This is a genomic window from endosymbiont of Riftia pachyptila (vent Ph05) (genome assembly GCF_000224455.1).
In the GTDB taxonomy this organism is placed as follows: Bacteria; Pseudomonadota; Gammaproteobacteria; order Chromatiales; family Chromatiaceae; genus Endoriftia; species Endoriftia persephonae.
Map to the genome: position 1 here is coordinate 1 of NZ_AFOC01000005.1, position 25,069 is coordinate 25,069.

A 25,069-nucleotide genomic window follows, 5' to 3' on the forward strand; every position below is an offset into this window, starting at 1 on the left:
TGAATAAAGTCTGCGTCGCCCCAGACTACTGGGCGACGAAAGCCCCGAATCCTACGGAATCTGGTAGTGGCTTTGGTTCATCAGATCAACGCCACACTCCAGGTCAGCGATCCAGTTGATGAACTCAGCCACCGCTTTTTTGCCGACAAACGCGCGGCCATGCTGCGGCACGATCATCTCGATATCGAGGTCCTTCACCATGTTGGCCCAATAGCGACAGACCCGGTTTGAGTTCATATAGCGCTTGTGGAAACCCTCCATATAGGGCAAAACCTCAGCGATCTTCTTCACCGGCTTGTCCAGGTCTCCCGGCGGCAGGTTGGCACCCAGATCACCGGAGAAGAGGATCTTGCTCTTCGGATCGTAGAACTGAAAATTGCCTTCGGCATGGAGAAAATGGGCCGGCAGCGCCTTCAGGCGGATATCGCCCAACTCCAGATTCATGCCCGGATCCGGGATCGCGATGACCCGGTTCTGCAGCCGCCCCGGCCGGGTGAAGTGAGGAATGAACCGCTCCCAGAGGGCGGGCACGACCACTTTACAATCGGTACCAACCAACCATTTGTTGATCGAGGCAACAATATCGGGATCCTGGTGGGATGCAACCACATAGTCGAGCTTCTTGACGTTCACATAATCACTGATCGCCATAAACAGACGAGAGTAGGTGAGCTCTCCGCCAGGATCGATCAATGCGGCATGGCCGTGATCAAAGATGAGAAACTGATTGGCCTGCACCGCCTCACCGCTAACCAGATCACGATAAACTACGCAGATATGGCCCTGTTTGTTATAGAGTTCCACTGACATCTAATGCCCACCCTTCTACAGCGCCTGCTCCCCAGCATCACCGGAGAAACGAGCGCCTGTCCACTGAAATTACTTAATAAATCGCTAGCCTGAAACGCAAAGGCAGTGCCAAATTTATGCGAACATGGTTCAACTGCCTGTGAAACGATCACAATCACCAAAAAGCATGGTATATGTCATCATCCCGCTGGAACAATCTTATGTCAGGTTCGGCTATTTGCAACAAATTGTTGGAATTTGCTGTCCTGGATCACACAGGACGATCGGTTCAGAATTCAGACTAATCGAGAGCAGATCCAACCAGCACTGAACTTGGCCGGCGACGTTGAAGGTGGATCTATCTAACTTGCACGATTGGAATCTGACACCGCAGCAGGCGCGCGAGCTACAACAGCAGCTGAGCCTGAAGGTGATCCGTGAAGACCGATTCACCACACCACGCTTTGTTGCCGGTGTCGATGTGGGATTTGAAGATGGTGGCGCCACCACCCGCGCTGCGGTTGCCCTGTTGCGGTTTCCATCCCTTGAGCTGCTGGAACACAGCATCGCACACCTGCCCACCCGCTTTCCCTATCTGCCGGGACTGCTCTCCTTTCGTGAGATACCGGCAATCCTTGAGGCGTTGAAGGGGCTGGAAACAGCACCCGATATGCTGCTATGCGACGGTCAGGGGCTGGCCCACCCCCGCCGCTTTGGGCTGGCCTGTCATCTCGGCCTGATCACCGACACACCCTCCATTGGTGTTGCGAAAAGCCGCCTGATCGGCACCCATGCGGAGTTGCCAGCGGAGAAGGGGGCTTGGGTAACACTGGAAGACAAGGGCGAGATCATCGGCGCAGTGCTACGCAGCCGCAGCAACGTAAAACCCCTCTATATATCCATCGGGCAAAGGATCAGCCTGGCTTCGGCCATCCACTACACTCTCGCCTGCACCACCCGTTACAAGCTGCCGGAGACGACCCGCTGGGCGCATCGCTTCGCCTCCGGCTAAGCAGCCGGGGCTATTCTGGCTTGATGTGCTCAATGTAGTAGGGGCGATCCTCCATCTCCAGCCTCACCCCCACGGCCTGCGCCTGAAGTATCTGCTCACTGTCTTTGAAGCGCAGTTTGCAGTGGGCATGTCCCTGACTCTGCAGTGGCAACGGGATCATATCGCGGTAGGTGTAGACATTCTCCCCCACGTCACCGCCGTCACAGATACAAGGTGCGCTGGGCAGCTCGCCATCGAGCTCGGCAGCAGTAAAGATCAGCGAACCGGCCTGCCACCAGCGGGTGCGTTCCTTGGAGCCGCTGATGGTCTTGATGATATAGGCCCGGGAAAAGCGAACCTTGAGTTCACCATCTTCCAATGTGATTGACTCAATTTCACTGCCTGGCAGATCGACACTGCTGGAATCCATCAAAACCCCCTTTATCTGTTCGGGATGACGCGCATCCACCCCGCTAATCGTTTAACTGTCTAACTCGAGACCCAGCTCTTTGATCTTGCGGGTCAAGGTATTGCGTCCCCAGCCGAGCAATTTTGCCGCGTCCTGGCGGCGCCCGGCGGTCTGCTCCAGGGCGCTCTCGATCATCACACGCTCAAACGCAGGAAGTGCCTCGTCAAGCAGATTTTTATCCCCCGCCTGCAGCCGCTCCCGTGCCCACAGCTGGAGCAGCTGACGCCAGTCTCCGGCGGCTGCCGAGGATCGCTCCTCCTGCAGCAACTCTGGAGGCAGATCCTCTACATGGATCTCCTTGCCGGCAGCCATTACCGTAAGCCAACGCGCAGTGTTCTCCAACTGGCGCACATTGCCAGGCCACTCTAGTTGACTGAGAAACTGCTCGGTTTCCGGCAGCAGCGTCTTAGTCTCGACTGCCAGCTCCTCCGATGCCTGCCCGAGAAAGTGGCGCATCAGCAGGGGGATGTCCTCACGACGCTCGCGCAGGGCCGGGATATGAATTCTAATCACATTGAGGCGATGAAATAAATCCTCCCGAAACTGTGCTTTTTTGACTAGCTGTTCGAGATTCTGATGGGTGGCGGCAATGATGCGCACATCCACTTTCACCGGTTCATGGCCGCCGACCCGATAGAATTCACCATCTGCCAGCACCCGCAGCAACCGCGTCTGCAGCTCAGCCGGCATATCACCGATCTCATCCAGGAACAGGGTACCGCCATCGGTCTGTTCGAAACGCCCCTCGCGCCGGCTCTGCGCACCGGTGAAGGCGCCACGTTCGTGGCCAAACAGCTCCGACTCCATCAGATCCCGTGGGATCGCCGCCATGTTGAGGGCGATGAACGGGGCCTCGGCGCGCGGGCTGTGGCGGATGCAGGGCTCGGGCGACCAGCTCCTTGCCGGTGCCCGACTCGCCATTGATCATCACCGTGATGTTGGAACGCGCCAGCCGGCCGATGGCACGAAACACCTCCTGCATCGCCGGCGCCTCACCAATGATCTCCGGACTCGGCTCAATGACATCAACCTGGCGTTTCGTCTGACTCTGGGTCTGCCGGCAGGCGCGACGGATCTGATCCACGGCCTCATCCACATCGAAGGGCTTTGGCAGATATTCGAACGCGCCACCATGGAAGGCCGACACTGCACTCTCCAGGTCAGAGTGAGCGGTCATGATGATCACCGGCAACTCCGGAAAGCGTAGATTGATCCGCTCCAGCAGCTCCAGCCCATCCATACCTGGCATACGGATATCCGAGACGATCACATCCGGCTGTTGCCGCTCCAGTGAGTCGAGCACCCCATTGGCACTCTCGAAGCAGACCACCTCCATCTGCGCCTTCTGCAGGGTCTTCTCCAGCACCCAGCGAATCGACCGGTCGTCATCAATGACCCAGACCCGGCAGAAATCAGCCATGTTTGCCCTCCAAAGGCAGAGAAATTGTAAACACCGTCTCACCCGGACGGCTAGTGAATTCAATCAGGCCCTTATGCTGATTAATCAGTGACTGGGCGATGGAGAGCCCTAGGCCCATACCATCGCTACTGCCTGAAACCATCGGGAAGAAGATCCGCTCCTGGATCTCCTTGGGGATGCCACCGCCGTTATCACTGATCTCAACCTGCAGCACTAATCGGTAGTGTTTGGTGCCGATGGTAAAGTGGCGCATCACCCGGGTGCGCAGGCCTATCACACCGCTAGGTCCAGCGGCCCGCACACCGTTACGCACGATATTCAAACAGGCCTGGATCAGCTGATCGCTATCCCCCAGCAGGGAGGGAATACTTGGATCGTAATCCTTTTTGATAGTCAGGGCGTTGCCCGTTTCCACCTGCACCAGGCTGACCACTCGTTCCAGCACCTGGTGGATGTTGACCGGCTTACGATCCGGCAGACGGTTCGGTCCGAGCATCCGGTCAACCAGGGTCTGCAAGCGGTCGGACTCGCCGATGATGATCTGGGTATACTCCTTGAGTTCAGGGTCATCCAGTTCCCGCTCCAGCAGTTGCGCCGCGCCGCGCACTCCGCCCAGGGGATTTTTTATCTCATGCGCGAGCCCCCGCACCAGCGCACGCGAGGCCTGGTTGCGTGACAGCAGCTGCTCCTCACGGTTGATCCTCAATTGCCGATCAACCTGCAGCAACTCGACCAGAAACTCCTTGATCTCGCCCTCCTGGCGAAGCGGGATCACGGTGCAGTCGACCGTCACCTCTTTACCTCCGGCGAGAGGCAACGACAACTCCCGCTCGGTAAAGGGCTGACCGCTCTTCACCACTTGAGAGAGGTGTGACTCAACCAGTGCTCCAGGGCAGCGGATCAGATCTCTGACCCGCAGCCCGATCAGCTGGCGAGCACTCACCGCAAACAACATCTCCCCGGCGGGATTGATGTAGTTGAGGATGAAATCGCGGTCAAACAGCAACACAGCTGAACGTTGATTTTCAACGATGCGTTGCTCAATGGTCTCTGTGTCTGGTGTAACTGCCATGCTAATTGCTTGCAATAATCAAACCAATCAGCAGCATAGGGCATTTTTCTGCGTGCAGTCTGCTGAACTGTCTCATCTGTCACGATTTAAGACGTTGAGTAAGGCTTTGTTTCTGAAAAAATTGAGGCTGCGACGAGTGCCCGCCTTTTCATAGGGCAGGGGCTGTCCGCGTCGCAAGATAATGCGCACCAAAAAAGTGCGGCCAGAGGACCCCTAGTGAACGTCAGGGTTTGATAATAGAGGCTTTTCGCAGATGGAAGCTGATCTGTTGAGCGGAGATCAAACGCTTGCCCGCGGCATCGACGACATGCGCCTCAAGGGTATGGGTGCCGCGATTCAGGCCAATCAACCTGAATTGAGTCCGATTCAGCTCATCTCCTCCTTTCTGCAATGCACCATCGATCAGGATCTCCAATCTGTGCCCCTGCTGCAGTGCCGGCGAAAGGCTCAGGCCCACATCGACCACACCCTCGTTGTTGCGAATCGTGACATCCTGCTCGGGTTCGACAATCTCAAAGCTGGTGTAGCCTTCCGCTTTCTCCTGTTTGCTCTCTGACTCCGCGCTTGGTCTGAACGATCGGGCTGTACTGATCTGAATGGGTGCCTTTGATGGTGACCATCTCCGCCCCCGGCGCGTCGAAGTCGGAGTAGTGGATCACTCCATCATCCGAGACCCAGCGGTAGACATCCCTGGCTGCAGCCGGCAAGGCAAGAACAATAAGAAGAATTAGGATAAGGGTACGCATATGCAAAAGAATAGACCACAACTCGTTGATAAAACAAGCAGATAGAGACTAAAAAAGCGCCCCCGAATGGAGGCGCTTTCCACAATTCCTGTACTAGGCGGGAATCGACCAGGCAAGGCTCCCTGACGGGAGCCGATACCTGCTTAGAGGCTGTAGTACATGTCGAATTCCACCGGGTGGGTGGTCATGCGCAGACGAGTCACCTCTTCCATCTTCAGCTCGATGTAGCCATCGATCAGATCATCGGTGAAAACGCCGCCAGCGGTGAGGAACTCACGATCCGCATCCAGTGCATCCAGTGCCTGATCCAGACTGTGGCAGACGGTGGGGATATTCGCCGCCTCTTCTGCGGGCAGGTCATAGAGATCCTTGTCCATCGCGTCGCCAGGGTGGATCTTGTTCTGGATGCCGTCCAGGCCGGCCATCATCATGGCGGCGAAGGCCAGGTAGGGGTTGGCGGTCGGATCGGGGAAACGCACCTCGACGCGACGACCCTTCGGGCTGGAAACCCACGGGATACGGATCGAAGCAGAGCGGTTGCGGGCCGAGTAGGCCAGCATTACCGGGGCTTCGAAGCCCGGCACCAGACGCTTGTAGGAGTTGGTGGAGGCATTAGTGAAGGCGTTCAGCGCACGAGCATGCTTGATGATGCCGCCGATGTAGTAGAGCGCACTCTCGGAGAGGCCGCCGTACTGGTCACCAGCGAAAATGTTCTCACCATCTTTCGCCAGGGACTGGTGCACATGCATGCCGGAACCGTTGTCACCAACGATCGGCTTGGGCATGAAGGTCACGGTCTTGCCGTAAGCGTGACCGACGTTCCAGGTAGCGTATTTCTGGATCTGCACCCAGTCAGCACGCTCCACCAAGGTGCTGAACTTGGTGCCGATCTCACACTGACCACCAGTCGCCACCTCATGGTGATGGACCTCGACCGGCACCCCCATCTCTTCCATCGCCAGACACATGGCGCCACGCAGGTCGTGCAGGGAGTCAACCGGAGGGACCGGGAAGTAACCACCCTTCACGCCAGGACGGTGACCGATGTTGCCATCTTCATAGACGCGCTCGGAGTTCCACTCCGCCTCTTCGGAGTCGATCTTGACCATGCAGCCGCTCATATCGGCACTCCAGCGCACGTCGTCGAGGACGAAGAATTCTGGCTCGGGACCGAAGAAAGCCTGGTCGGCGATGCCGGTGGACTGCAGATAGGCCTCGGCGCGCTTGGCGACGGAACGGGGATCACGCTCGTAGCCCTGCATGGTGGCAGGCTCGAGGATGTCGCAGCGTACGATCAGGGTGTTCTCGTCGGCGAAGGGGTCCATCACGGCAGTGGCAGCCTCAGGCATCAGGATCATGTCTGACTCATTGATACCCTTCCAGCCAGCGATGGAGGAGCCATCAAACATCTTGCCGTCGGTAAACATCTCCTCATCAACCTCGTGGGCAGGCAGAGTGACATGCTGTTCCTTGCCGCGGGTATCGGTGAAGCGAAGATCAACGAATTTTACTTCGTTGTCTTTCATCATTTTCATGACTTCAGAGGCCATCATTATCTCCAAATCTATTAGGTGACTATCTGCTGCTGCAAGAGCCTCTGAACGAATCGGATGAAGCAGATTCATTCAGAGGCTCCTGTCGCCAGCAACGAAATTCCTGCGAAAGGATGCCATCGATCCCTGCCGCTCTGGGCCATTCACTAGGCAAAAACAGTGCCATCAACCTTTGATTGCTACAGCTCCTGTATGAGCCAATTCGCAAAAAACTGTTGATAAACAAGCGGAAGATGATAGAGCGATCGAACGCATAATGGTAGTGGTTGCACGCATTAGCCGCGACCAAACAGTAACTCTTCGCAAGAATACGCACAAAAACTGTGCGGATCCGCGCCTGCATGCACAAAAATCGTGCGTTAACCAAACCAGAGCCGTACCCGCCCAAACTGCTCGGCCTCTTGCAGCTGCGCCTGATAGCGCTCGGCCAACTCCTCGCTTATCGATACGCTCTTGCTGCAGTCGAGCGGAAAGAAAAGATCCACATCGATACGTCCGGAAATGTAGTGCAATACGAGCCTCATGCGTCGATCGAAACAGGGCAGATCCTGCCATAGCGCCTGCAGACGTTGCTCCGCTTCGGTGCGTAGCGGTAGATGACCACAGGGAGCGGTCGATTCGTCATCCTCCGGATCGATATGCACCGTCACATCCACCAGTTCCTCCACCGACTCAAGCAGCCGCTGCATCACCACTTCACTGATCCTGTGTCCCTCAGAGACACTCAGCCAGGAGGCGACCTGCACATGCACATCAGCCGAGGCGTGACCACCCATCTTACGGGTGCGTAACATATGTACATCCTTGACCCCGGCCACTGAGGTGATCACCTGCTTGATCTCTTCTACCCGCTGCTCTTCAAGACCTGAGTCGACCAGCTCATGCACCGACTGCCAGACCAGCTGCCAGCCGATGTGCAAAATCATCAAGCCGACCAGCACCGCGGCGATGGCATCGAGATAGGGCAGCCCCACCAAGGTGCCGCCGATGCCGACCAGCACCACCACCGATGAGATCGAGTCGCTGCGATGGTGCCAGGCATTGGCGCGCAACAGATCGGAGCGGATCTGCTTCGCCAGATGCTGGGTATAGAAATAGAGAGCCTCGTTGGCAACGATGGAGAAGGCGGCAACCCACAGGGTGGTCATGCTGGGTACCAACAGTGCCTCTGGCGAAAACAACCGCTCCACCGCATCCCAGATCACCCCGGCACCCACCAGGAACAGAAACAATCCCAGGGCGAGAGTTCCCGCCGTTTCGAAGCGCCCGTGGCCATAAGGATGCTCGTCATCTGGTGCCTCTTTGGCATGGTAGGCAGCAAACAGCACCAGCCCATCCGAAAGTAGATCGGAGAGTGAATGCAGACCATCAGCTAACAGCGACTGGGAGTGTCCGATCACGCCAAACAGAATCTTCACTACCGCCAACAGCAGGTTCACCCCGGCGCCGACAAGGGTGGCCCGCTGGGTCACCCGATAGCGCTGCTGTTGCTGCCGTTCCCGACTATCCACCTGGCTGCTCCACACCACCCACCCGGATCCGCACGATATATTCGTCGCCCTGCTGGCGGGTCTCCACCACCTCGTGGCCGTTGATCCGGCACCAGGCGGGGATGTCGTTCAACACTCCGGGGTCGGTACAGACCACCTCCAGCACGGTTCCCGGCTGCAGGGTTTCGACCCGATCCTGCACCCGGATCACCGGCATTGGGCAGAGCAGACGCCGTGCGTCCAGGGTTACCAGCTTCAAATGAACCACTCCTGCGGGATCTCGTGGGGCTTGATCGGCGTGACACTGAGCTGGCGGGTCTCGCCCTGGAGGTCGGTCAACTCAAGATCGACCAGCTCCGCATCCCGCCCCTGGCTGTAACGCGCCACCAGTCGTGCCGCCAGCTCGATCTCGTCCGCGTTGGGCTCTCCGTCGATCAGCGCCAGCGGCCCACCGTGGCTGGTGGTCTTGAGGCTGATGAACTGTTTTCGATAGCCCTGCAGAAACTTCGCCTCGCCCTCTTCGCGAGCGATGATCAGCTTGAAGTGCGGCGCCGGGCGCAGATGCCGACCGACCTTGAGCAGCATGATGTCATCCATCTCATACTGCTTGCTGCCGCGCGCCTGCCAGAGATCGGCCAACTTTTTCGAGTACTGCTGATCGGTAAGAAAGCAGCAGCCGCCAGCCGGTTGCGCATAATCTGTCAGGCCAAACGACTCGGCCAGGGCCATCTGCGGCTTGCGGTTGCGGCCGCTGAATGCATAGAGCTTGTCGCGATCGACCCAGCCCTTGCGCTCCGGCAGGGTCTCGGGCAAATTCTTGGCACAGAGCGGGCGTAGCAGCAGATCCTCGGCACCCGACTCACCCGCCACCACCGGCATAGTGTCCTTACGCTGCGACATCGGCCGCTGGCCGATCACCTCGCCGGTGATGATGAAGTCAAAACCACGTGCGCGGATCCACTCAAACGCCTTTTTCACCATGAAGATTTTGCAATCGAGGCAAGGATTGAGATTGGCGCCGTAACCGTGCACTGGGTTGAACAGCACCTCCTTATACTCCTCCACGATGTCGACGATATGCAGCTTGATGCCCAACTGCTCCGCCACCCAGAGCGCATTGTTGCGCTTCGGCTTGCGCTGGTCGCGCTTGCGGATCGCATGGGTGTGGCCCTCGACGCAGAATCCGGTGAAGAAGTTGATCCCCTCCACATGGATCCCCTGGGACTGGATCACCTTAGCGGCGAGTAGCGAGTCGAGCCCGCCGGAGATCAGGGCGACAGCTTTGCGTGGCTCGGTCATGGTGCTCCTGGCAGATGAGAGAAAACGCGCATTATAAGAGATCATAGGGCGCAGGGCATCCGGTTAGCCAAGCCTCGGGGCGACCGCTATAATTGTTCAGTTTTTTCTGATCAAACAGGATCTTGGACGTGAACCAGGCAGACGACCTCAAACCCGATCTATCAACCTTTCAGGGGCTGATCTTCGCCCTGCAAGCCTATTGGGCCAAGCAAGGTTGTGTGATCCTGCAGCCCTACGACATGGAAATGGGCGCCGGCACCTTCCACACCGCCACCTTTCTGCGCTCAATCGGGCCCGAACCCTGGAATGCCGCCTACGTGCAGCCTTCGCGCCGCCCCACCGACGGACGCTATGGTGAGAATCCCAACCGGCTGCAGCACTATTATCAGTATCAGGTGGCGATGAAACCCTCGCCAATGAACATCCAGGAGCTCTATCTGGGTTCCCTCGAGATGCTCGGCATCGACCCCAAGGTGCATGATATCCGCTTCGTTGAAGACAACTGGGAGTCCCCTACCCTAGGTGCCTGGGGTCTCGGCTGGGAGGTCTGGCTGAATGGCATGGAGGTGACCCAGTTCACCTATTTTCAGCAGGTTGGCGGGCTCGATTGCCGCCCGGTCACCGGTGAGATCACCTATGGCCTGGAGCGCATTGCAATGTATATCCAGGGAGTGGAGAGCGTCTTCGATCTGGTCTGGACCCATGGTCCGCATGGCCCGGTCACCTATGGTGATGTGTTTCACCAGAACGAGGTCGAACAGTCTGCCTACAACTTCGAACATGCAGATGTCGATTTTCTCTTCGGCTATTTCGATCAGTGTGAGAAGGCGTCCAATAAACTGATCGAGCTCGGCCTGCCACTGCCTGCCTACGAACAGGTACTGAAGGCCTCCCATGCCTTCAACCTGCTCGACGCGCGCCACGCCATCTCGGTCACTGAGCGCCAGAGCTACATCCTCAAGGTCCGTGCGTTGTCGCGGGCGGTTGCCAAAGCCTACTACGATGCCCGCGAGAAGCTGGGCTTTCCCATGCTCAACACCGATGCGGAGGTGGCCAATGGCTGAACGAGTCGATCTGCTATTTGAACTCGGCACCGAGGAGCTACCACCGCTGGCACTTAAGCGCCTCTCTGATGCCCTGACCCAGGAGTTTGTTGCAGGACTGAAACGTGCCGGGCTCGCCCATGGCGAGGTGGAGAGCTTCGCTGCACCACGTCGTCTGGCTGTCAGAATCAGCGACTGCGCCAGTCGCCAGGCAGATCGAACCATCGAGCGACGCGGCCCGGCCGTTAAGGCCGCCTTCGATGCGGATGGCAACCCCACCAAGGCTGCTGAGGGCTTTGCCCGTTCGGTCGGTACCACAGTTGATCAGCTGCAACGTCAGAAAAGCGACAAGGGTGAATGGCTCTGCTACCAGTTAAAAGAGACGGGCAAGTCAACCCGGAACCTACTACCGGAGATCGCCGAAACTGCCCTCGCCCGTCTGCCGATCCCAAAGCGCATGCGCTGGGGTGCCTCGGAGGCGCAGTTTGTCCGGCCTGTTCACTGGCTGCTGTTCCTGCTCGGCAATGAGGTGGTGCCCTGCACTCTCCTCGAAGCTGAGGCCGACCGGTTTACCTACGGCCACCGTTTTCACCATCCGGCCGCGATCGAGATCAACTCACCGGCCGAGTACGCAGACAAACTGGAGACCACCGGCTATGTGATTGCTGATTTCGCCCGTCGCCAGGAGCAGATTCGCTCCCATGTTGTGCAGACAGCCCAGGCCCTAGGCGGCATCGCCGACCTGGACGAGGCGCTGCTAGATGAGGTGACGGCTCTTAATGAGTGGCCGGTGCCGATTGCCGGTAGCTTCGAGGAGCGCTTTCTGGAGGTGCCTCACGAAGCGCTGGTTCTGACCATGAAGAAGAACCAGAAGTATTTCCCGCTGTTCGATAGCGAGCAACGCCTGCTGAACCACTTCATTACCATCGCCAATATCGATAGCCCCAAGCCCGAGCTGATCAAAGAGGGCAACGAGCGCGTGGTGCGCCCGCGTCTTGCCGACGCCATGTTTTTCTGGCAGCAGGATAGCAAGAAGCGGCTGGAGGATCACCGTGAATCGCTCAAGCATGTGGTGTTCCAACGGAAGCTCGGCAGCATGGCCGACAAATCGGAACGAGTCGCCGACTTGGCCATCTATATCGCCGAACAGATTGGCGCTGATCAGGAGCGGGTAAGACGCGCCGGACTGTTGAGTCGCTGCGACCTGATGACCGAGATGGTCTATGAGTTCCCGGAGATGCAGGGCATCATGGGACGCTATCAGGCACAGCGAGATGGTGAAGATGCCGAGCTCGCTCAGGCGATGGATGAGTTCTACATGCCGCGCTTCTCCGGCGACCAACTGCCGCAAAGCCAGACTGGCATCGCCATCGCACTGGCTGAGCGCATTGACACCCTGGTCGGTATCTTTGGTATTGGCATGAAACCCACCGGAGACAAGGATCCGTTTGCCCTGCGACGTGCCGCGCTCGGTGCGATTCGCATCATGAGTGAGCACTCACTTAGCGTAAACCTCCCTGATCTCATCGCCAACTCTGCGGAGTTGCTGGCTGACAAGATCGAGCAAAATGACACTATTGTGCTGGTCTACGATTTCATCATCGAGCGTCTCAAAGGCGTCTGTTTGGAACAGGGTATCAGCAGCGATCAGTTCCAGGCCGTTGCCTCGATCCGGCCGAAGAGTATTGCCGATTTCTATCGTCGACTTGAGGCTGTAAAGGCGTTTCGGGATCTGGATGAATCCGAAGCACTTGCTGCAGCCAACAAGCGCATCCAGAATCTGTTAAAGAAGGTCGATGGCGAGGTTCAAGAACATGTCAACACGCAGCTCCTGAAACAACCTGAGGAGCGCGAATTGAATGACCAGCTTCAGGCGATGAAGCTACGTGTCTCGCCGATGATCGAATCTGCTGACTATCAGGGCACTTTGATGGGGCTGGCTGAGCTGCGCCAACCGGTCGATCGTTTTTTTGATCAGGTGCTGGTAATGGCCGATCAGGCAGATATCCGAAACAATCGGCTGGCACTGCTGAAGGGGTTGAGCAATCTGTTTCTCAAGGTCGCCGATGTCTCCATGCTGAGACACAGCTGAGGGTCTAAATCATATGTCTTCACAACGTGACTCCTGGCAGGAGATGATGGCCGCTGTTCAGGCATTTCATGACAAACATGACTTCAAGAACACCGGTGGCGAAGAGCTTAAATATAGGGTCGCCCTGATGGCGGAGGAGCTGGGTGAGATCTCCTCCTGTGTCACCAAAGGCAAACGAGTTGAGCTGCTGGCTGAAGAGGTGGCTGATCTGCTAATCCTTGTGATGGGCACCGGCATCGCCGCCGATTTTGATCTGAATGCCGCCTTCTGGAACAAGATGGAGAAACTGATGAAGCGGGAGTCGCGAATGGTCAACGGCCATATCCGGGTCTCAGAATTTCGGGATATGGATGGATGAAGTTTGTCATCCTCGACCGTGACGGGGTCATCAACCAGGATTCCGCTGAGTTTGTTAAGGGACCGGAGGAGTGGATTCCGATTCCTGGTAGCCTAGAGGCGATTGCACGTCTGAACCATGCGGGCTTCCGGATCTTCATTGCAACCAACCAATCCGGCCTCGCCCGCGGCATGTTTGACATCAACGCCCTCAACTCGATGCATCACAAGTTGCATCAGGAGTTGGAAAAGCACGGCGGCCAGATCGAGGGGATATTTTTCTGTCCCCATGGGCCAGATGATGACTGTGATTGCAGAAAGCCCAAATCAGGTCTTTATCAGCAGATCGCCGATCGTACTCAGCAATCACTGGAAGGCGTTCCGGTGATCGGTGACTCTTTCCGGGATTTGGAGGCGGCATTGGATGTTGCCGCACGCCCTATTCTGGTACTCACCGGCAAGGGCAAGCGCACTCTGGATGCCCATGCTTCACGCCTCACTGATATCGAGATCTATTCCAATCTTTTTGAAGCCGCAAAGGCGATTATCAACGGTTAATAATCTCCAAATCCTATGACTTTCCTACGCTCCTCCCTCTTTTTCTTGGCATTTGTGCTCAACACGATCTTCTTTGCGCTCATTGCAAGCACCTTCATCTGGCTAATTCCCGAGAAAAGTCGCTTCCACATTGATGGGGCGTGGAGTCGCACAAATCTCTTCGCTCTCAAGGTGATTTGCGGTCTCAACTACCGCGTTGAAGGGCTTGAAAATCTGCCGAAGGGCAGCTTCATAGCCTTGGCAAAACATCAATCGACTTGGGAGACCATTGCACTGATACATATTCTTAACCGCCCAGTGGCGTGGGTGGTCAAGAAAGAGCTGCTTTCAGTTCCATTTTTTGGGTGGGCTCTACGTGCCTTCAGGGCAATCGCTATCGATCGTAAGTCAGGCCGCAAAGCGGTCGTGCAGATCGTCAAAGAGGGGATAAATCGCCTTGATGCGGGGCTTAGCATCATCATCTTCCCTGAAGGGACACGCGTCGCACCCGGTGAAAAAAAGCGATACGGCATCGGCGGTTCCATTCTTGCCGAGAAGAGCGGCTATCCGGTGGTTCCTATTGCACACAATGCGGGCCAGTTCTGGGCCCGTAGAGGCATTAATAAATATCCAGGTGTCATCGATGTCAGGATTGGTTCTGCCATCAAAACACAGGGTAAAAGCGCCACGGAGATCAATTCCGAAGTCGAAGAGTGGATTGAATCTACTATAGATCTACTACCCCAGCGTACTAGCGGTCAGTAGATACTCGCTTTTTAGTCACTACTCCCACTACATTCAGACATCAAGATTTTCAACCGAGAGTGCATGCGCCTCAATAAACTCTCTTCTAGGTTCAACCTGATCGCCCATCAGGGTAGTAAACACCTCATCTGAAGCAACAACATCTTCAATATTCACCAGCAGAAGACGTCTTGATTCTCGATTCATTGTCGTCTCCCACAACTGTTCGGGATTCATCTCACCAAGGCCTTTGTAGCGCTGGACATGCTGGCCACGCTTTGCCTCCTCCATCAACCATTCAAGTGCCTGCCGAAAACTACTGATCGGATGTTTTTTCTCGCCCCTTTGAACAAACGCATCGTCATCAAGCAATCCTGATAGTTTTTCACCCAATTCAATAATATTTCGGTATTCAACCGTAGCAAAAAAATCGGCTGGAATAAACTTATCCGTTGATATGCCATGAACTTTTCGTTCAACCAGCAGCCCTGCTTCTCCAGTCCCTGTCTCCGATTCGTTTAACCACTTCAGCTCGCAGGATTCAGAGATACCGAGATCACTGTTGAGCATAGGCAATAGATCGGCCAACCAGCCATCCATTGCCTCTTGGTTTTCAACTAACGATGCATCAAGTCTTCGAACGTAGATGAGCTTTTCCAACAATTCTTCGTCATAGCGTCGAGACAATCTATCTATAGTCGATTTAACAACCAGATAGGACTGACACAAATCTTCCAATGCACTTCCACTTAGTGGAGGTGCATCAGCTGTGACATATATCGCCGAATTCTCAAGCGCAGTTTGCAAAAAATAGCTATTGAGGTCAGATTCATCTTTCAGATATTGCTCTTGTTTGCCTTTTTTTATCTTGAATAGCGGAGGCTGAGCGATATAAATATGGCCACGTTCGATTAATTCAGGCATTTGCCTGTAAAAGAAGGTCAATAACAGTGTGCGGATATGAGCGCCATCAACATCAGCATCGGTCATAATGATCACACGATGGTAACGTAATTTATCTGGATTAAACTCTTCTCTCCCAATTCCACACCCAAGCGCGGTGATCAAGGTACCCACTTCCGCTGAGGACAGCATTTTGTCAAAACGAGCCTTCTCGACATTCAATATCTTGCCTTTAAGTGGGAGTATTGCCTGATATCTGCGATCCCTACCCTGTTTGGCCGATCCTCCTGCTGAATCACCCTCAACCAAATATAGTTCTGATTGAGCTGGATCTTTTTCCTGACAATCAGCAAGCTTTCCAGGAAGTCCTGCAATATCTAAGACACCCTTGCGGCGTGTCATCTCCCGCGCCTTCCGCGCTGCCTCTCTAGCCCTGGCAGCTTCCACCATCTTCCCAACAATTACCTTTGCATCAGATGGATTTTCAAGCAGAAATTCATTCAAATATTCAGTCACCACCCCTTCTACAATCGCTTTAACCTCAGATGAAACTAATTTATCTTTCGTCTGAGATGAAAACTTTGGATCAGGCACTTTAACTGATAGAACTGCTGTCAAGCCTTCCCTTGCGTCATCTCCAGATGTATTTACTTTATGTTTTTTCAGGACGCCTTCTTTCTCAATGTATTGATTAAGCGTTCTTGTCAGCGCTGCTCTAAATCCCGCAAGGTGACTACCACCATCTCGTTGAGGAATATTGTTTGTGTAGCAGAAAATATTTTCCTGATAAGACTCATTCCACTGTAGCGCCACTTCAACACCAACATCATTCTTATCAGTTGAAAAGTGGAATACTTTCTTATGAATCGGTGTTTTATTTCTATTGAGGTGTTCAACAAAAGCTAGAATGCCGCCCTTGTACTCAAAAACATCCTCTTTTCCAGACGACTCCTCACGCAGAATGATGCGCGCTCCTGAATTCAGGAATGACAATTCTCGCAACCGCTTTGCAAGGATATCGTAATGGAATTCAATATTTGAGAACGTTTCTTTTGCTGGCTTAAAGCAAACCGTAGTTCCTGTTTTTTCTGTATCCCCGATTGACTTAAGTGGGAACACAGGCTCACCACGAGAATATTCTTGTTGCCAGACTTTTCCTTGGCGTTTAATTGTAAGTACTAACGAATCTGAAAGGGCATTAACCACTGATATCCCAACGCCATGAAGCCCGCCAGAAACCTTATAAGAGTTATCATCGAATTTTCCACCAGCATGCAGAACCGTCATTATCACTTCTGCTGCCGAGCGATTTTCCTCTAGGTGAATATCTACAGGAATTCCTCTCCCGTTATCTGAGACACTCACAGACTGATCAGAGTGGATTACTACTTTAATCTCATCACAATAACCAGCAAGTACCTCATCAATTGAGTTGTCCACAACCTCGAACACCATATGATGAAGCCCTGTCCCGTCGTCAGTATCTCCAATATACATTCCCGGACGCTTGCGAACGGCATCCAAGCCTTTAAGAACTTTAATATTTGACGAACCGTAGGACATTAGAAAAGAACCCCATTCAACTAATTGAAAAACTGAATAAAAGCACTCGAGTTATGATGGGCATGTAGACTTTTTTACCAATACAAACTACTACTTCGTCCCAAACACACCTTACATTTCACAGCGCGCTTAGACGCACCTAGCGAGTCCCGCCCATGAGCAAGGCGGCGTTGCGGCCTCTTGGAGAGGGCACAGCATTCCTTACGGACCGCGCCTACACCCCAAGGGTACTTCCTTCGGGACGCCTTGGCTTATGGGTGGGACGCTGAAACGTAAGATGTGCCTGGAACGGAGCGCCAGTATCTAAGTTTAGACAGTTTACGACAAAACACATTAGTAATCCCCCATTTATTACGCAGATTAGAAATGGAGCCTAACCGTGAGGGCTAGCTTCTATCTCAATGCGCTGTCTGCTAGGAGGCTCCCACACCGCTGGTGGTACTGCGCTATCGCGCAGCATCTACACAAATTTGCTAACGTTAAGACAGGCAAAAGAGCGGTTATTTTTATCTTTAAAACAAGAGGTTATGGGGGATTCGATAAGAGTTATACTTGATCGCTCATGGTTATTAGTCGACTGTTGATTCGCCGGGAATACCCGTCTTCATCACTAAACAGCCACCGGCCAAGGCAGGAGGATTTGGGTTACGGACTAAAGGTACGGATTCGCGTCGACTGAACGATGCGTCTAGTCGGGCTCCATCCGAAAAATATCGCTAGAATTCGGCTCAAAATGATGATCCAAACACTCCTTGATCAATTCTTCGGTCATCTGCCGGGCCGTGGCACAGAAGTATTTCTTCGCCCAAAATGCCTTCCCCAGCACCGTTTCTTTAAATAGGAAAACTCTTCAGACGTTCGTCCCTTGGTGCACCTTATAATTCTCCCGGCACAAGACTCAGCAGTTCGCTCACCAATATGTGGGCATGGCCTTTACTCACCACCCCTCGCACAATGCACATCTCAAATGTCTCACAAGTCTCACGCACCAACTTGCATACCCATTCCGCCACCTCCCCATGCAGTATCTGTAACAATACTTTAGGCTCTTTCCAGGATTGTGTGGGCACCTGCTCAGCATAAGCTCGGCCTCGTAAAGGGGGATCAGGTAGATGGCTGAGCTTTCCGGCAATCAGGTAAGCTATCGCAATCAGGCTACGGGAGGCCCAGTAACCTCTAGCTCTCGCTTTGACGGCCTAAATCAGCGAGTTGGTGCCTCCACACATCCATTACTCAGTTGCACTGTGGATCCATTGAGGATACCGGAGAGGTACGCCTTGATAGTGGCCACCATCTTCTTTATCTGGGGAACCCGGCATCGACGTGCCCAGCTCTGCCACTTCATGAGCATTCTTGTTGGCATTGTCGAGCATCAGCAGGGTAGAGAGAATTTCACATAGCGCCTCTTTGACCTATTCCACCTGCCTTCATCGACAGCCTTAGCCTTGTTGGCTAGCTGAACAATGTGAAAGCGATCAAAGCTCAGTTCAGCGTTGGGCAGATAGGTGCTGGCGCCCTTGATAAAGGCTTTGGATATATCGGAGCAGGCGCCAGGATCGTGCGGACCACCTTGATGGATCTTTAGGTCTTCAGTGAAACGCTCGACGGTTTTGTAGCCGCACCGCTCACAGACTTATAATCCCCAAGTCGTGAAACAGGGCGATATAGTTGCGCCCAAGTCTGGAGGCTTTCTTATCGGCACCAACGGTCTTCCCTCGCTGAAATCCTCCTGGCTCCGGGCGCCATCTACAGAGTGCGATCGCGATAACCCATAAGCTCCAAGGCAGACAGCAAGATTTCAGTGGAGGACATTTCTGTGTCTGGGCTCGTGGAGCCTTTGCTCAACAGCGGAGCTGGGTGAAATGATGCTAAGAAAACACCTCCGCCATCAAGAAAAATGATGGGCATCGGGACCCATTGAAACTCAATATTGCACCCAAGGCGCTCACATCGAGCCATTTGAGGGCGTTCCCAAATATGCCTCAGGCTCGGATGGCTTTCACTGAATCGGGGGGCATCCAAGAAGCTAGGCCCTATTCAGCGATTCTAATATATTCAAAAAGACTTTACCTGTACTTACTGTTCCACGTGAAACATTGCAGGATTTTAGCTTCGGTCTTTTCTACTATTGCTTTAGCAGCGCAAAGAACGCCCGTGCTCCATGGATTTGAGTGGCGTGCAAAGTGGATAAACTTTTTCCTATATGAGAGGGTATGGCAGCGGTTGGATCGCCAAGGCTAATTTCTATTTTAGTGTTATACCACCAAAGGCCGTGCTCGAGCACTCATGATTGCAGGTCCACAACCAGCGGTCGCAAAACCCTTAACCTCAGCAATGGCGCCAAACAAATATCGGACCAACCAATCATGGCCACCGTTCGGTTTAGCGTTCCGTTTATGGATTTTACGGCGACCTGCCGAGCGAGTGTAGTCCAGACGGATGCCGCATTTCTCAGCCCAAACCAGTATGGCCTACGCCGCTGATGTGCTCCAGCCCATAGTACAAACGGGACCATGAATGTAATTATTCAGCCCATTCTGTCAGGGTCGGCTACATTAGCCTCATTCAACTTCCTGAGCTGTGGGTTCTTCTCCTGAAAATGCAGCATCAGTGTTTGTGTGGCCGTCATGCCCTACTTTCAGTAAGTTGACAGGTAACTTCGAACTCGACAAAAGATTTTTGTCCCTTCCATGAATCTCAAACAATTGGAGAGCTTCCGCTGCACCTTTGCCATACCAGATCGTTTTTACCTTGATTATCGGTAAAGAGAACTTTCTCCGCATCCATGAAGCACAGGACATCTTGCTCGAAGTCTCGTAATCGCTCCAGTAAGTTTCTGGCTTTTGATCATTTGAACCTGCCACATTTCCCTTTTCGTTGCCTTTTTCAGCGGACGGCGGACATTCAACCACTGCTTTTCAATTGGTTTTCGATATCGCTGGCACCATAGTTCGGACATATTTGATGTTAACTGACCACCAGCACCCTGTACCGCTATTCTGATATTGGTTATATCCTTTGCCCACTGCTGGTGATCTTGTCTCAAGGCCCTCGCAAGCTTACAGAGGTGATGGGCATTGCACAGGGCATGGATGCATTCTTATGGTAGTACGACTTGACCATCATTCATTGTGGAAATGCAGATTTTGCAGGAGCAATAATCTGCCCAGTGATCATGGCGCAACACGCTCTTGAACACGAGTAGAAAGCCCATCTCACCCATGGCCTCGGTGGCACGCTTTGCATGGGGATACCCCCCTCTGTATCAGGATAGTTGTCACCTCCCCGTGATGGGGCAATGAGAGCAGACAAGGGCCAGAAAGAGGAGCAAATTCCTGATTGCTCAGAAGAACATATAGCATCGGTAATGCGGAAGTTATTGCCGTCGAACGGCCATCTCGTGTCGGAGGTGGCAAAGGAAGAGGGAATTTCAGAACCGTCACTATACAATTGGCGAAAGCAAGCCAAAGAACGAAGAGCTCCAGTGCCAGGCATCGAAAAACGGACAGAAGCGTGATCACCGGAGGCAAAATTGGCGCAGTGGTAGAGACCACCTCAACGATCGAGCCGGAAGTCAGTGGATATTGTCGCAGCAAAGTGCCCTACCCTGAGCAGATAAGACGAAGGAAAGAAGCCTGTCTACAAGGTACTCAGTCGACGGGGAAGCAGAGGCAGCGTGAGGCGAAGCGGGACAAGCAGCGAATCAAACACTCGAACGGGATCTCAGACGCAAGGAGAAGGACCTGGCTAAAAGGGCAGCGTATTGGTGCTGCGAGAAAAGCTGGATGCCCTCTGGGAGGACAACGAGGCCGAGTGACTTCGTACCCGAAGCGGCGCAACTGCTGGGATGGGTCGACGAAGCAGTGGGATCGAGTGCCCGAAAGCTCCGGTAACTCCCCCGAAAAACAGTTGCGCTCAAAAGTAGAATTTTCTCAGTAAACTGAGCGGAGCACAGCATGAGTAGCGCTGCCTTCTACAAATGGCGTTCGAAGTACGGTGGTATGGATGCCTCTATGATGTCCCGATTGAAAGCACTGGAAGAGAAGAACCGGCGTTTGAAGAAGATGTATACCGAGGAACGGCTCAAGGCGGAGATTGTCCAGGAAGTACTGGCAAAAAAGTGGTGAATCCATCTCGTCGGCGCGAGATGGCAAAGACCGTCATGACGGAACGCTCGATCAATGTGCGTCTGGTATCCACCGCCTTCACGATCAGCAAGACATGCTACCGTTATCAACCGAAGCTGTCCGATGAGAACGCCGAGATTGCGAATTGCTGATACGTCTTACTTATAATCAGCGCAATTGGGGTTTTAGTTTGTGTTTCCTGTATCTACGGACGTCAAAAGCTTTGGCTGGAATCACAAACGAGTGTACCGCATCTACCGTGAGCTGGAGCTGAATTTACGAATCAAGCCAAAGAAGCGAATCGTGCGTGAGAAACCGGAACCACTGGCGGTACCAACAATGATCAACACTGTTTGGTCGATGGATTTCATGCACGACCAGCTCACGGACGGTCGAAGCTTTCGGTTGTTCCATGTGATTGATGACTTCTACCGGGAAGGATTGGGCATTGAGGTGGATTTCTCATTGCCAGGCCCGGGCGCGTGATCCGAGCCTTGGAGCACATCATCGAGTGGCGTGGCCACAACCAGCGGCCATCCGACCAGAATACATCAGTGGCACCCTACAGGCGTGGACTGAAAAGCGAGGCATCTGTCTTGACTACATACAACCGGCTAACCCGCAACAAAATGGATACATTGGACCTTACAATAGAACAGTGCGTTATGATTGGCTGAAGACCAGGATTTTGCGGCCCGCTGGTTATGGACCTACAATCATAAGCGGCCGAATATGGCCTTAGGCGGCATCACCCCAAAACAGAAATTGGCCTTGGTAGCCTAACCTCTACTCTTGAGACCAGCTAAAAATAGAGGGATTACCAGATCAAGTATATGCTCAGGCCAAGGCGAAGCATCAGTGGCGTTAATCTGGACACACAGGGATTTTTCACCTATCGGCACTGTTTCGCTGAATCCCGAGCACGCTGATCGACGGATAAAACAAGCAGCGTATTAAAAAGACGGCAACTAGCTTGAAAAATACCGCTTTTACTTTCTACCGCTGAAAACAAACCGGACAGCGCGATAAATACTATATTCTCATCGGCATTATGACGTATTTGCTATCTGGGTTTTCAGCCCCATATACTAGGATACTGCTATCTTTATTTTTGAATTCAATAGTAATGTTAGACTCAATTATTGCATTTAAAACATCTAACAGATAGTTTACATTTAAACCGATGTTTAATTCCTTTCCGGAATAATCAAGGTCTATTTCAATTTTTGCTTCTTCTTGTTCAGGATTATTAGCTATTATTTGAACGCGGTCCTCCTTTATCTCTAATTTTATCCCTTTATACTTTTCATTAGAAAGAATCGATGCTCGCCGTAGTGATTTCTTTAATTCAGATTTATCCATCACAAGTTTATTTTCATTATTTTTCGGTATAACTTTTTCATAGTCAGGAAATACGCCATCAATTAACTTTGATGTGAATATTGTTCTATCCAAATGGACACGAACATAATTCGACGAGACTTCAAATCGAATAGTATTTTCTGATTCATCGAGTAAACGATACAATTCAATAATTGCTTTTCGTGGGATAATCAATTGCGTTTTAAGTTCATAATTTTCGATAGCCTTTATTTGACTAAAGGCCAAACGATGCCCATCTGTTGCAACAGTTTTTATAATTCCATTACTGATTTCTAGCAGAAGACCATTTAGGTAATACCGTACATCTTGTTGTGCCATTGCAAACTGCGTATTTGCAATAAGTTTCCTTAATATACCTTGTTGGACTTCAAAGGAAATATTACTTGATGAAGATTGGATCGATGGATAATCATTCGCTGGTAACAAACTTAATGAAAATCTGTTGTTACCTGTAGAGATATTTACCCTATCATTCTTTTCCTCAATATTTAAAGTTGAACCATCTGGTAAAGATTTACATATGCTTAGTAGCTTTAGGGCCGGTATAGTGAACTCAAACTCATCACTGCAGTCGATATCTAAATAAGTACGCATTTCAATCTCTAGATCTGTTGCTGTCATGATCAACTGATTATGCTTGGCTTGAAATAATACATTTGCAAGGATTGGAAGTGTTTGCCTCTTTTCTACAACCCCAGTAATTTTTTGGAGTGGAAGAAGTAGATGTTCCCGATTGATTTGTAGCTTCATTTTTATACTCATATTGATGCCTAATATATAATTAATTATTAGGTAGATAGCATGTAAGATTGCTTTATAAGTAATTGTTTTACTTGTTTTTCTACCTGCTAATTTTGAAAATTGTTATGAGTTAGCATGCTTTTTGTCAATAAATTATGGACATTTTCCAATATTTTATCTTTCTAGAACTTTGCCATATTAACTTGAAAGAGTTCTTAAGAGGTTAGAGTAATCCTCAGCAATTCTTGGATCACTATCACGTAACTCATTTATTTTTTTATTTGCATGTATAACTGTTGTATGATCTCGCCCGCCGAATGCAGATCCTATCTCCGGGAGACTATGGTTTGTAAGTTCTTTTGCTAATGTCATTGCAATTTGGCGTGGCCGGGCAATTGAACGACTTCGTTTTGCAGAAAGTAAATCTGAGGTCCGGATTTGAAAATATTCACATACCGTTTTTTGAATGTTTTCGATAGTTACTTGTTTAGCTTGTGCCGCAAGCATGTCTCGAAGTGCGTTTTTTGAAAACTCAATACTTATTTCTTTCCCTGTAAAAGTTGAATTTGCTACAACTCTTCGCAATGCTCCTTCTAATTCACGGATGTTTGAGCGAATCTTCTTGCCAATAAAAAAGGCAACTTCGTCCCCCAGCTCTACATTTAACTGTAAGGCTTTACTCTTAAGTATAGCGACCCTTGTTTCAAGATCTGGCGGTTCGATTGCGACTGTCAGCCCCCAACCAAACCTGGATTTAAGACGCTCTTCCAATCCTTTGACTTCTTTTGGAAAACGGTCACTAGAAAGAATAATTTGTTGTTGGGATTCAAAAAGTGCGTTAAATGTATGAAAAAATTCTTCTTGTGATCTCTCTTTACCGGCAAAGAACTGGATATCATCAATCAGAAGCGCATTTACTGACCGATATCTTTTTTTGAATTCATCAATCTTATTGTGCTGAAGGGCTCTAACCATATCAGCGACAAATCGTTCAGAGTGAAGATATAGGACCTTAGCATTAGGATTTTCAGAGAGGATAGCGTTACCAACCGCATGCATCAAATGTGTTTTTCCCAGGCCTACACCTCCATATATAAAGAGAGGGTTATATGCTTTTCCAGGATTAGAGGCAATCTGCATGGACGCAGCACGAGCAAGTTGATTCGATTTTCCTTCAACAAAAGATTCAAATGTAAAGCTGCGATTTAGATTTGATTCGATTGCAGATACAGATTCTAGCTTGTCGCTTCTTTCAATGGTGGCTTGTTTTTTTACAGATCTATCAGGTAATTGGGTAGGTTTTTTTCTAGTGCCAATTATAATTTCAACTATTGGACGCTCATCCTTGCATATTTCATCAAGGTAACTGTTGATGATCTTAATGTAGTGATTACGTACCCAATCGAGCACAAAAGTATTCGGTGCTAGCAACCTGATTTTTGTGGTGCTTTCTTCTGCTTGTAGAGGACGGATCCAAGTGTTGAACTGTTGAGCAGGAAGTTTTCTTTCGAGATGATGGAGGCATTGTTGCCAAAGATCCACGTTGTAGCTCCGAAATGTACAGCCGATGATGTAGTAACTTAGGTTGTTCTTGTATTTCAGTACGTTACATCGTTTGGCAGAAAGATGTTCTTTGAAGTATACCGTAGATTTTTAACCACAGATACAGAAGTTATCCACAGTTTACTCATAACTCAGTCATTAGAGCATGGATTTCACCTTGACAACTACGCTCAATGCCATGTAGGCTGCGCCTCTTTTTTCTCTGCTC

Annotated in this window: 22 protein-coding genes and 2 pseudogenes; 9 read left to right on the forward strand and 15 right to left on the reverse strand. The window is 51.9% G+C overall.

Features of this window, described 5'->3' with window-relative positions; all coding sequences use genetic code 11:
* Window positions 1–51: 51 nt before the first annotated feature.
* A complete protein-coding gene (locus RIFP1SYM_RS01385) occupies window positions 52–810 on the reverse strand; it encodes an oxygen-binding di-iron domain-containing protein (protein ID WP_005958775.1) in 759 nt (252 codons plus the stop codon).
* 331 nt (window positions 811–1,141) lie between these two features.
* Between RIFP1SYM_RS01385 and nfi the strand changes: the two genes are divergently transcribed.
* Window positions 1,142–1,801 carry a deoxyribonuclease V gene (gene nfi / locus RIFP1SYM_RS01390; protein WP_039959541.1) on the forward strand — a complete coding sequence of 220 codons (660 nt, stop codon included), beginning with the start codon at window positions 1,142–1,144 and terminating at the stop codon, window positions 1,799–1,801.
* A 10-nt stretch (window positions 1,802–1,811) separates the two neighbouring features.
* On the opposite strand, the gene RIFP1SYM_RS01395 is transcribed toward nfi, so the two are convergent.
* The 3 genes and pseudogenes from RIFP1SYM_RS01395 to glnL form a co-directional block, all read right to left on the reverse strand.
* Window positions 1,812–2,210, reverse strand: a complete 399-nt coding sequence (locus tag RIFP1SYM_RS01395) for a hypothetical protein (protein WP_240991665.1) — start codon at window positions 2,208–2,210, stop codon at window positions 1,812–1,814.
* 51 nt (window positions 2,211–2,261) lie between these two features.
* Window positions 2,262–3,669, reverse strand: a pseudogene (ntrC, locus tag RIFP1SYM_RS01400) (nitrogen regulation protein NR(I)).
* The gene (gene glnL / locus RIFP1SYM_RS01405; RefSeq protein ID WP_006474975.1) at window positions 3,662–4,741 is read right to left on the reverse strand and encodes a nitrogen regulation protein NR(II); all 1,080 of its coding nucleotides are present in this window, start codon (window positions 4,739–4,741) and stop codon (window positions 3,662–3,664) included. Before glnL ends, ntrC begins: the two are co-directional and overlap by 8 nt.
* 253 nt (window positions 4,742–4,994) lie before the next feature.
* Between glnL and RIFP1SYM_RS17265 the strand changes: the two genes are divergently transcribed.
* Entirely contained in the window at window positions 4,995–5,297 is a 303-nt protein-coding gene (locus RIFP1SYM_RS17265; RefSeq protein ID WP_039959533.1) for a hypothetical protein, read from the forward strand.
* Here the strand turns inward: RIFP1SYM_RS17265 and RIFP1SYM_RS18925 are convergent.
* From RIFP1SYM_RS18925 to RIFP1SYM_RS01430, 5 genes are all read right to left on the reverse strand, one after another.
* The gene (locus RIFP1SYM_RS18925; RefSeq protein ID WP_081417677.1) at window positions 5,254–5,487 is read right to left on the reverse strand and encodes a DUF4124 domain-containing protein; all 234 of its coding nucleotides are present in this window, start codon (window positions 5,485–5,487) and stop codon (window positions 5,254–5,256) included. The two genes, RIFP1SYM_RS17265 and RIFP1SYM_RS18925, sit on opposite strands and share 44 nt — an antisense overlap.
* 143 nt (window positions 5,488–5,630) lie before the next feature.
* Window positions 5,631–7,037 carry a glutamate--ammonia ligase gene (glnA, locus tag RIFP1SYM_RS01415; protein WP_006474977.1) on the reverse strand — a complete coding sequence of 469 codons (1,407 nt, stop codon included), beginning with the start codon at window positions 7,035–7,037 and terminating at the stop codon, window positions 5,631–5,633.
* 362 nt (window positions 7,038–7,399) lie between these two features.
* The gene (locus tag RIFP1SYM_RS01420) at window positions 7,400–8,551 is read right to left on the reverse strand and encodes a cation diffusion facilitator family transporter (protein WP_006474978.1); all 1,152 of its coding nucleotides are present in this window, start codon (window positions 8,549–8,551) and stop codon (window positions 7,400–7,402) included.
* A complete protein-coding gene (locus tag RIFP1SYM_RS01425) occupies window positions 8,544–8,789 on the reverse strand; it encodes a sulfurtransferase TusA family protein (RefSeq protein ID WP_006474979.1) in 246 nt (81 codons plus the stop codon). The genes RIFP1SYM_RS01420 and RIFP1SYM_RS01425 overlap by 8 nt, the downstream gene beginning before the upstream one ends.
* Window positions 8,786–9,829, reverse strand: a complete 1,044-nt coding sequence (locus RIFP1SYM_RS01430; RefSeq protein WP_006474980.1) for a tRNA (5-methylaminomethyl-2-thiouridylate)-methyltransferase — start codon at window positions 9,827–9,829, stop codon at window positions 8,786–8,788. The genes RIFP1SYM_RS01425 and RIFP1SYM_RS01430 overlap by 4 nt, the downstream gene beginning before the upstream one ends.
* 128 nt (window positions 9,830–9,957) lie before the next feature.
* On the opposite strand from RIFP1SYM_RS01430, the gene glyQ reads away from it, so the two are divergent.
* The 5 genes from glyQ to RIFP1SYM_RS01455 are packed head-to-tail and all read left to right on the forward strand — an operon-like array spanning window position 9,958 to window position 14,602.
* The gene (glyQ, locus tag RIFP1SYM_RS01435) at window positions 9,958–10,893 is read left to right on the forward strand and encodes a glycine--tRNA ligase subunit alpha (protein ID WP_005958795.1); all 936 of its coding nucleotides are present in this window, start codon (window positions 9,958–9,960) and stop codon (window positions 10,891–10,893) included.
* On the forward strand, window positions 10,886–12,964 hold the full coding sequence (gene glyS, locus RIFP1SYM_RS01440) for a glycine--tRNA ligase subunit beta (protein ID WP_039959534.1): 2,079 nt from the start codon (window positions 10,886–10,888) through the stop codon (window positions 12,962–12,964). Before glyQ ends, glyS begins: the two co-directional genes overlap by 8 nt.
* 13 nt (window positions 12,965–12,977) lie before the next feature.
* Window positions 12,978–13,322 carry a nucleoside triphosphate pyrophosphohydrolase family protein gene (locus RIFP1SYM_RS01445; protein ID WP_005958799.1) on the forward strand — a complete coding sequence of 115 codons (345 nt, stop codon included), beginning with the start codon at window positions 12,978–12,980 and terminating at the stop codon, window positions 13,320–13,322.
* On the forward strand, window positions 13,319–13,858 hold the full coding sequence (gmhB, locus tag RIFP1SYM_RS01450; protein ID WP_005958801.1) for a D-glycero-beta-D-manno-heptose 1,7-bisphosphate 7-phosphatase: 540 nt from the start codon (window positions 13,319–13,321) through the stop codon (window positions 13,856–13,858). Before RIFP1SYM_RS01445 ends, gmhB begins: the two co-directional genes overlap by 4 nt.
* A gap of 15 nt (window positions 13,859–13,873) precedes the next feature.
* Window positions 13,874–14,602: a lysophospholipid acyltransferase family protein gene (locus RIFP1SYM_RS01455; protein WP_005958803.1), complete on the forward strand. Its 729-nt coding sequence runs from the start codon at window positions 13,874–13,876 to the stop codon at window positions 14,600–14,602.
* 33 nt (window positions 14,603–14,635) lie between these two features.
* On the opposite strand, the gene gyrB is transcribed toward RIFP1SYM_RS01455, so the two are convergent.
* The 4 genes from gyrB to RIFP1SYM_RS17270 form a co-directional block, all read right to left on the reverse strand.
* Window positions 14,636–17,047, reverse strand: a complete 2,412-nt coding sequence (gene gyrB / locus RIFP1SYM_RS01460; RefSeq protein WP_005958805.1) for a DNA topoisomerase (ATP-hydrolyzing) subunit B — start codon at window positions 17,045–17,047, stop codon at window positions 14,636–14,638.
* 1,201 nt (window positions 17,048–18,248) lie between these two features.
* On the reverse strand, window positions 18,249–18,410 hold the full coding sequence (locus RIFP1SYM_RS18930) for a transposase (protein ID WP_081417678.1): 162 nt from the start codon (window positions 18,408–18,410) through the stop codon (window positions 18,249–18,251).
* A gap of 9 nt (window positions 18,411–18,419) precedes the next feature.
* A complete protein-coding gene (locus tag RIFP1SYM_RS18935; protein ID WP_081417681.1) occupies window positions 18,420–18,626 on the reverse strand; it encodes a transposase in 207 nt (68 codons plus the stop codon).
* Between the two features lie 982 nt (window positions 18,627–19,608).
* Window positions 19,609–19,959: a hypothetical protein gene (locus RIFP1SYM_RS17270; protein WP_139042029.1), complete on the reverse strand. Its 351-nt coding sequence runs from the start codon at window positions 19,957–19,959 to the stop codon at window positions 19,609–19,611.
* Between the two features lie 386 nt (window positions 19,960–20,345).
* Here RIFP1SYM_RS17270 and RIFP1SYM_RS18940 point away from each other — a divergent pair, with 386 nt between their 5' ends.
* A complete protein-coding gene (locus RIFP1SYM_RS18940) occupies window positions 20,346–20,564 on the forward strand; it encodes a transposase (RefSeq protein ID WP_081417679.1) in 219 nt (72 codons plus the stop codon).
* A gap of 430 nt (window positions 20,565–20,994) precedes the next feature.
* A pseudogene (locus tag RIFP1SYM_RS01475) lies at window positions 20,995–21,957 on the forward strand (IS3 family transposase); the annotation flags it as partial.
* A 249-nt stretch (window positions 21,958–22,206) separates the two neighbouring features.
* Here the strand turns inward: RIFP1SYM_RS01475 and dnaN are convergent.
* Both dnaN and dnaA read right to left on the reverse strand, forming a co-directional pair.
* Window positions 22,207–23,307 (reverse strand): DNA polymerase III subunit beta, encoded by a 1,101-nt coding sequence (gene dnaN / locus RIFP1SYM_RS01480; protein ID WP_006474992.1) that lies wholly within the window; start codon window positions 23,305–23,307, stop codon window positions 22,207–22,209.
* A gap of 189 nt (window positions 23,308–23,496) precedes the next feature.
* Window positions 23,497–24,840 carry a chromosomal replication initiator protein DnaA gene (gene dnaA / locus RIFP1SYM_RS16755; protein ID WP_005958812.1) on the reverse strand — a complete coding sequence of 448 codons (1,344 nt, stop codon included), beginning with the start codon at window positions 24,838–24,840 and terminating at the stop codon, window positions 23,497–23,499.
* Window positions 24,841–25,069: the final 229 nt, after the last annotated feature.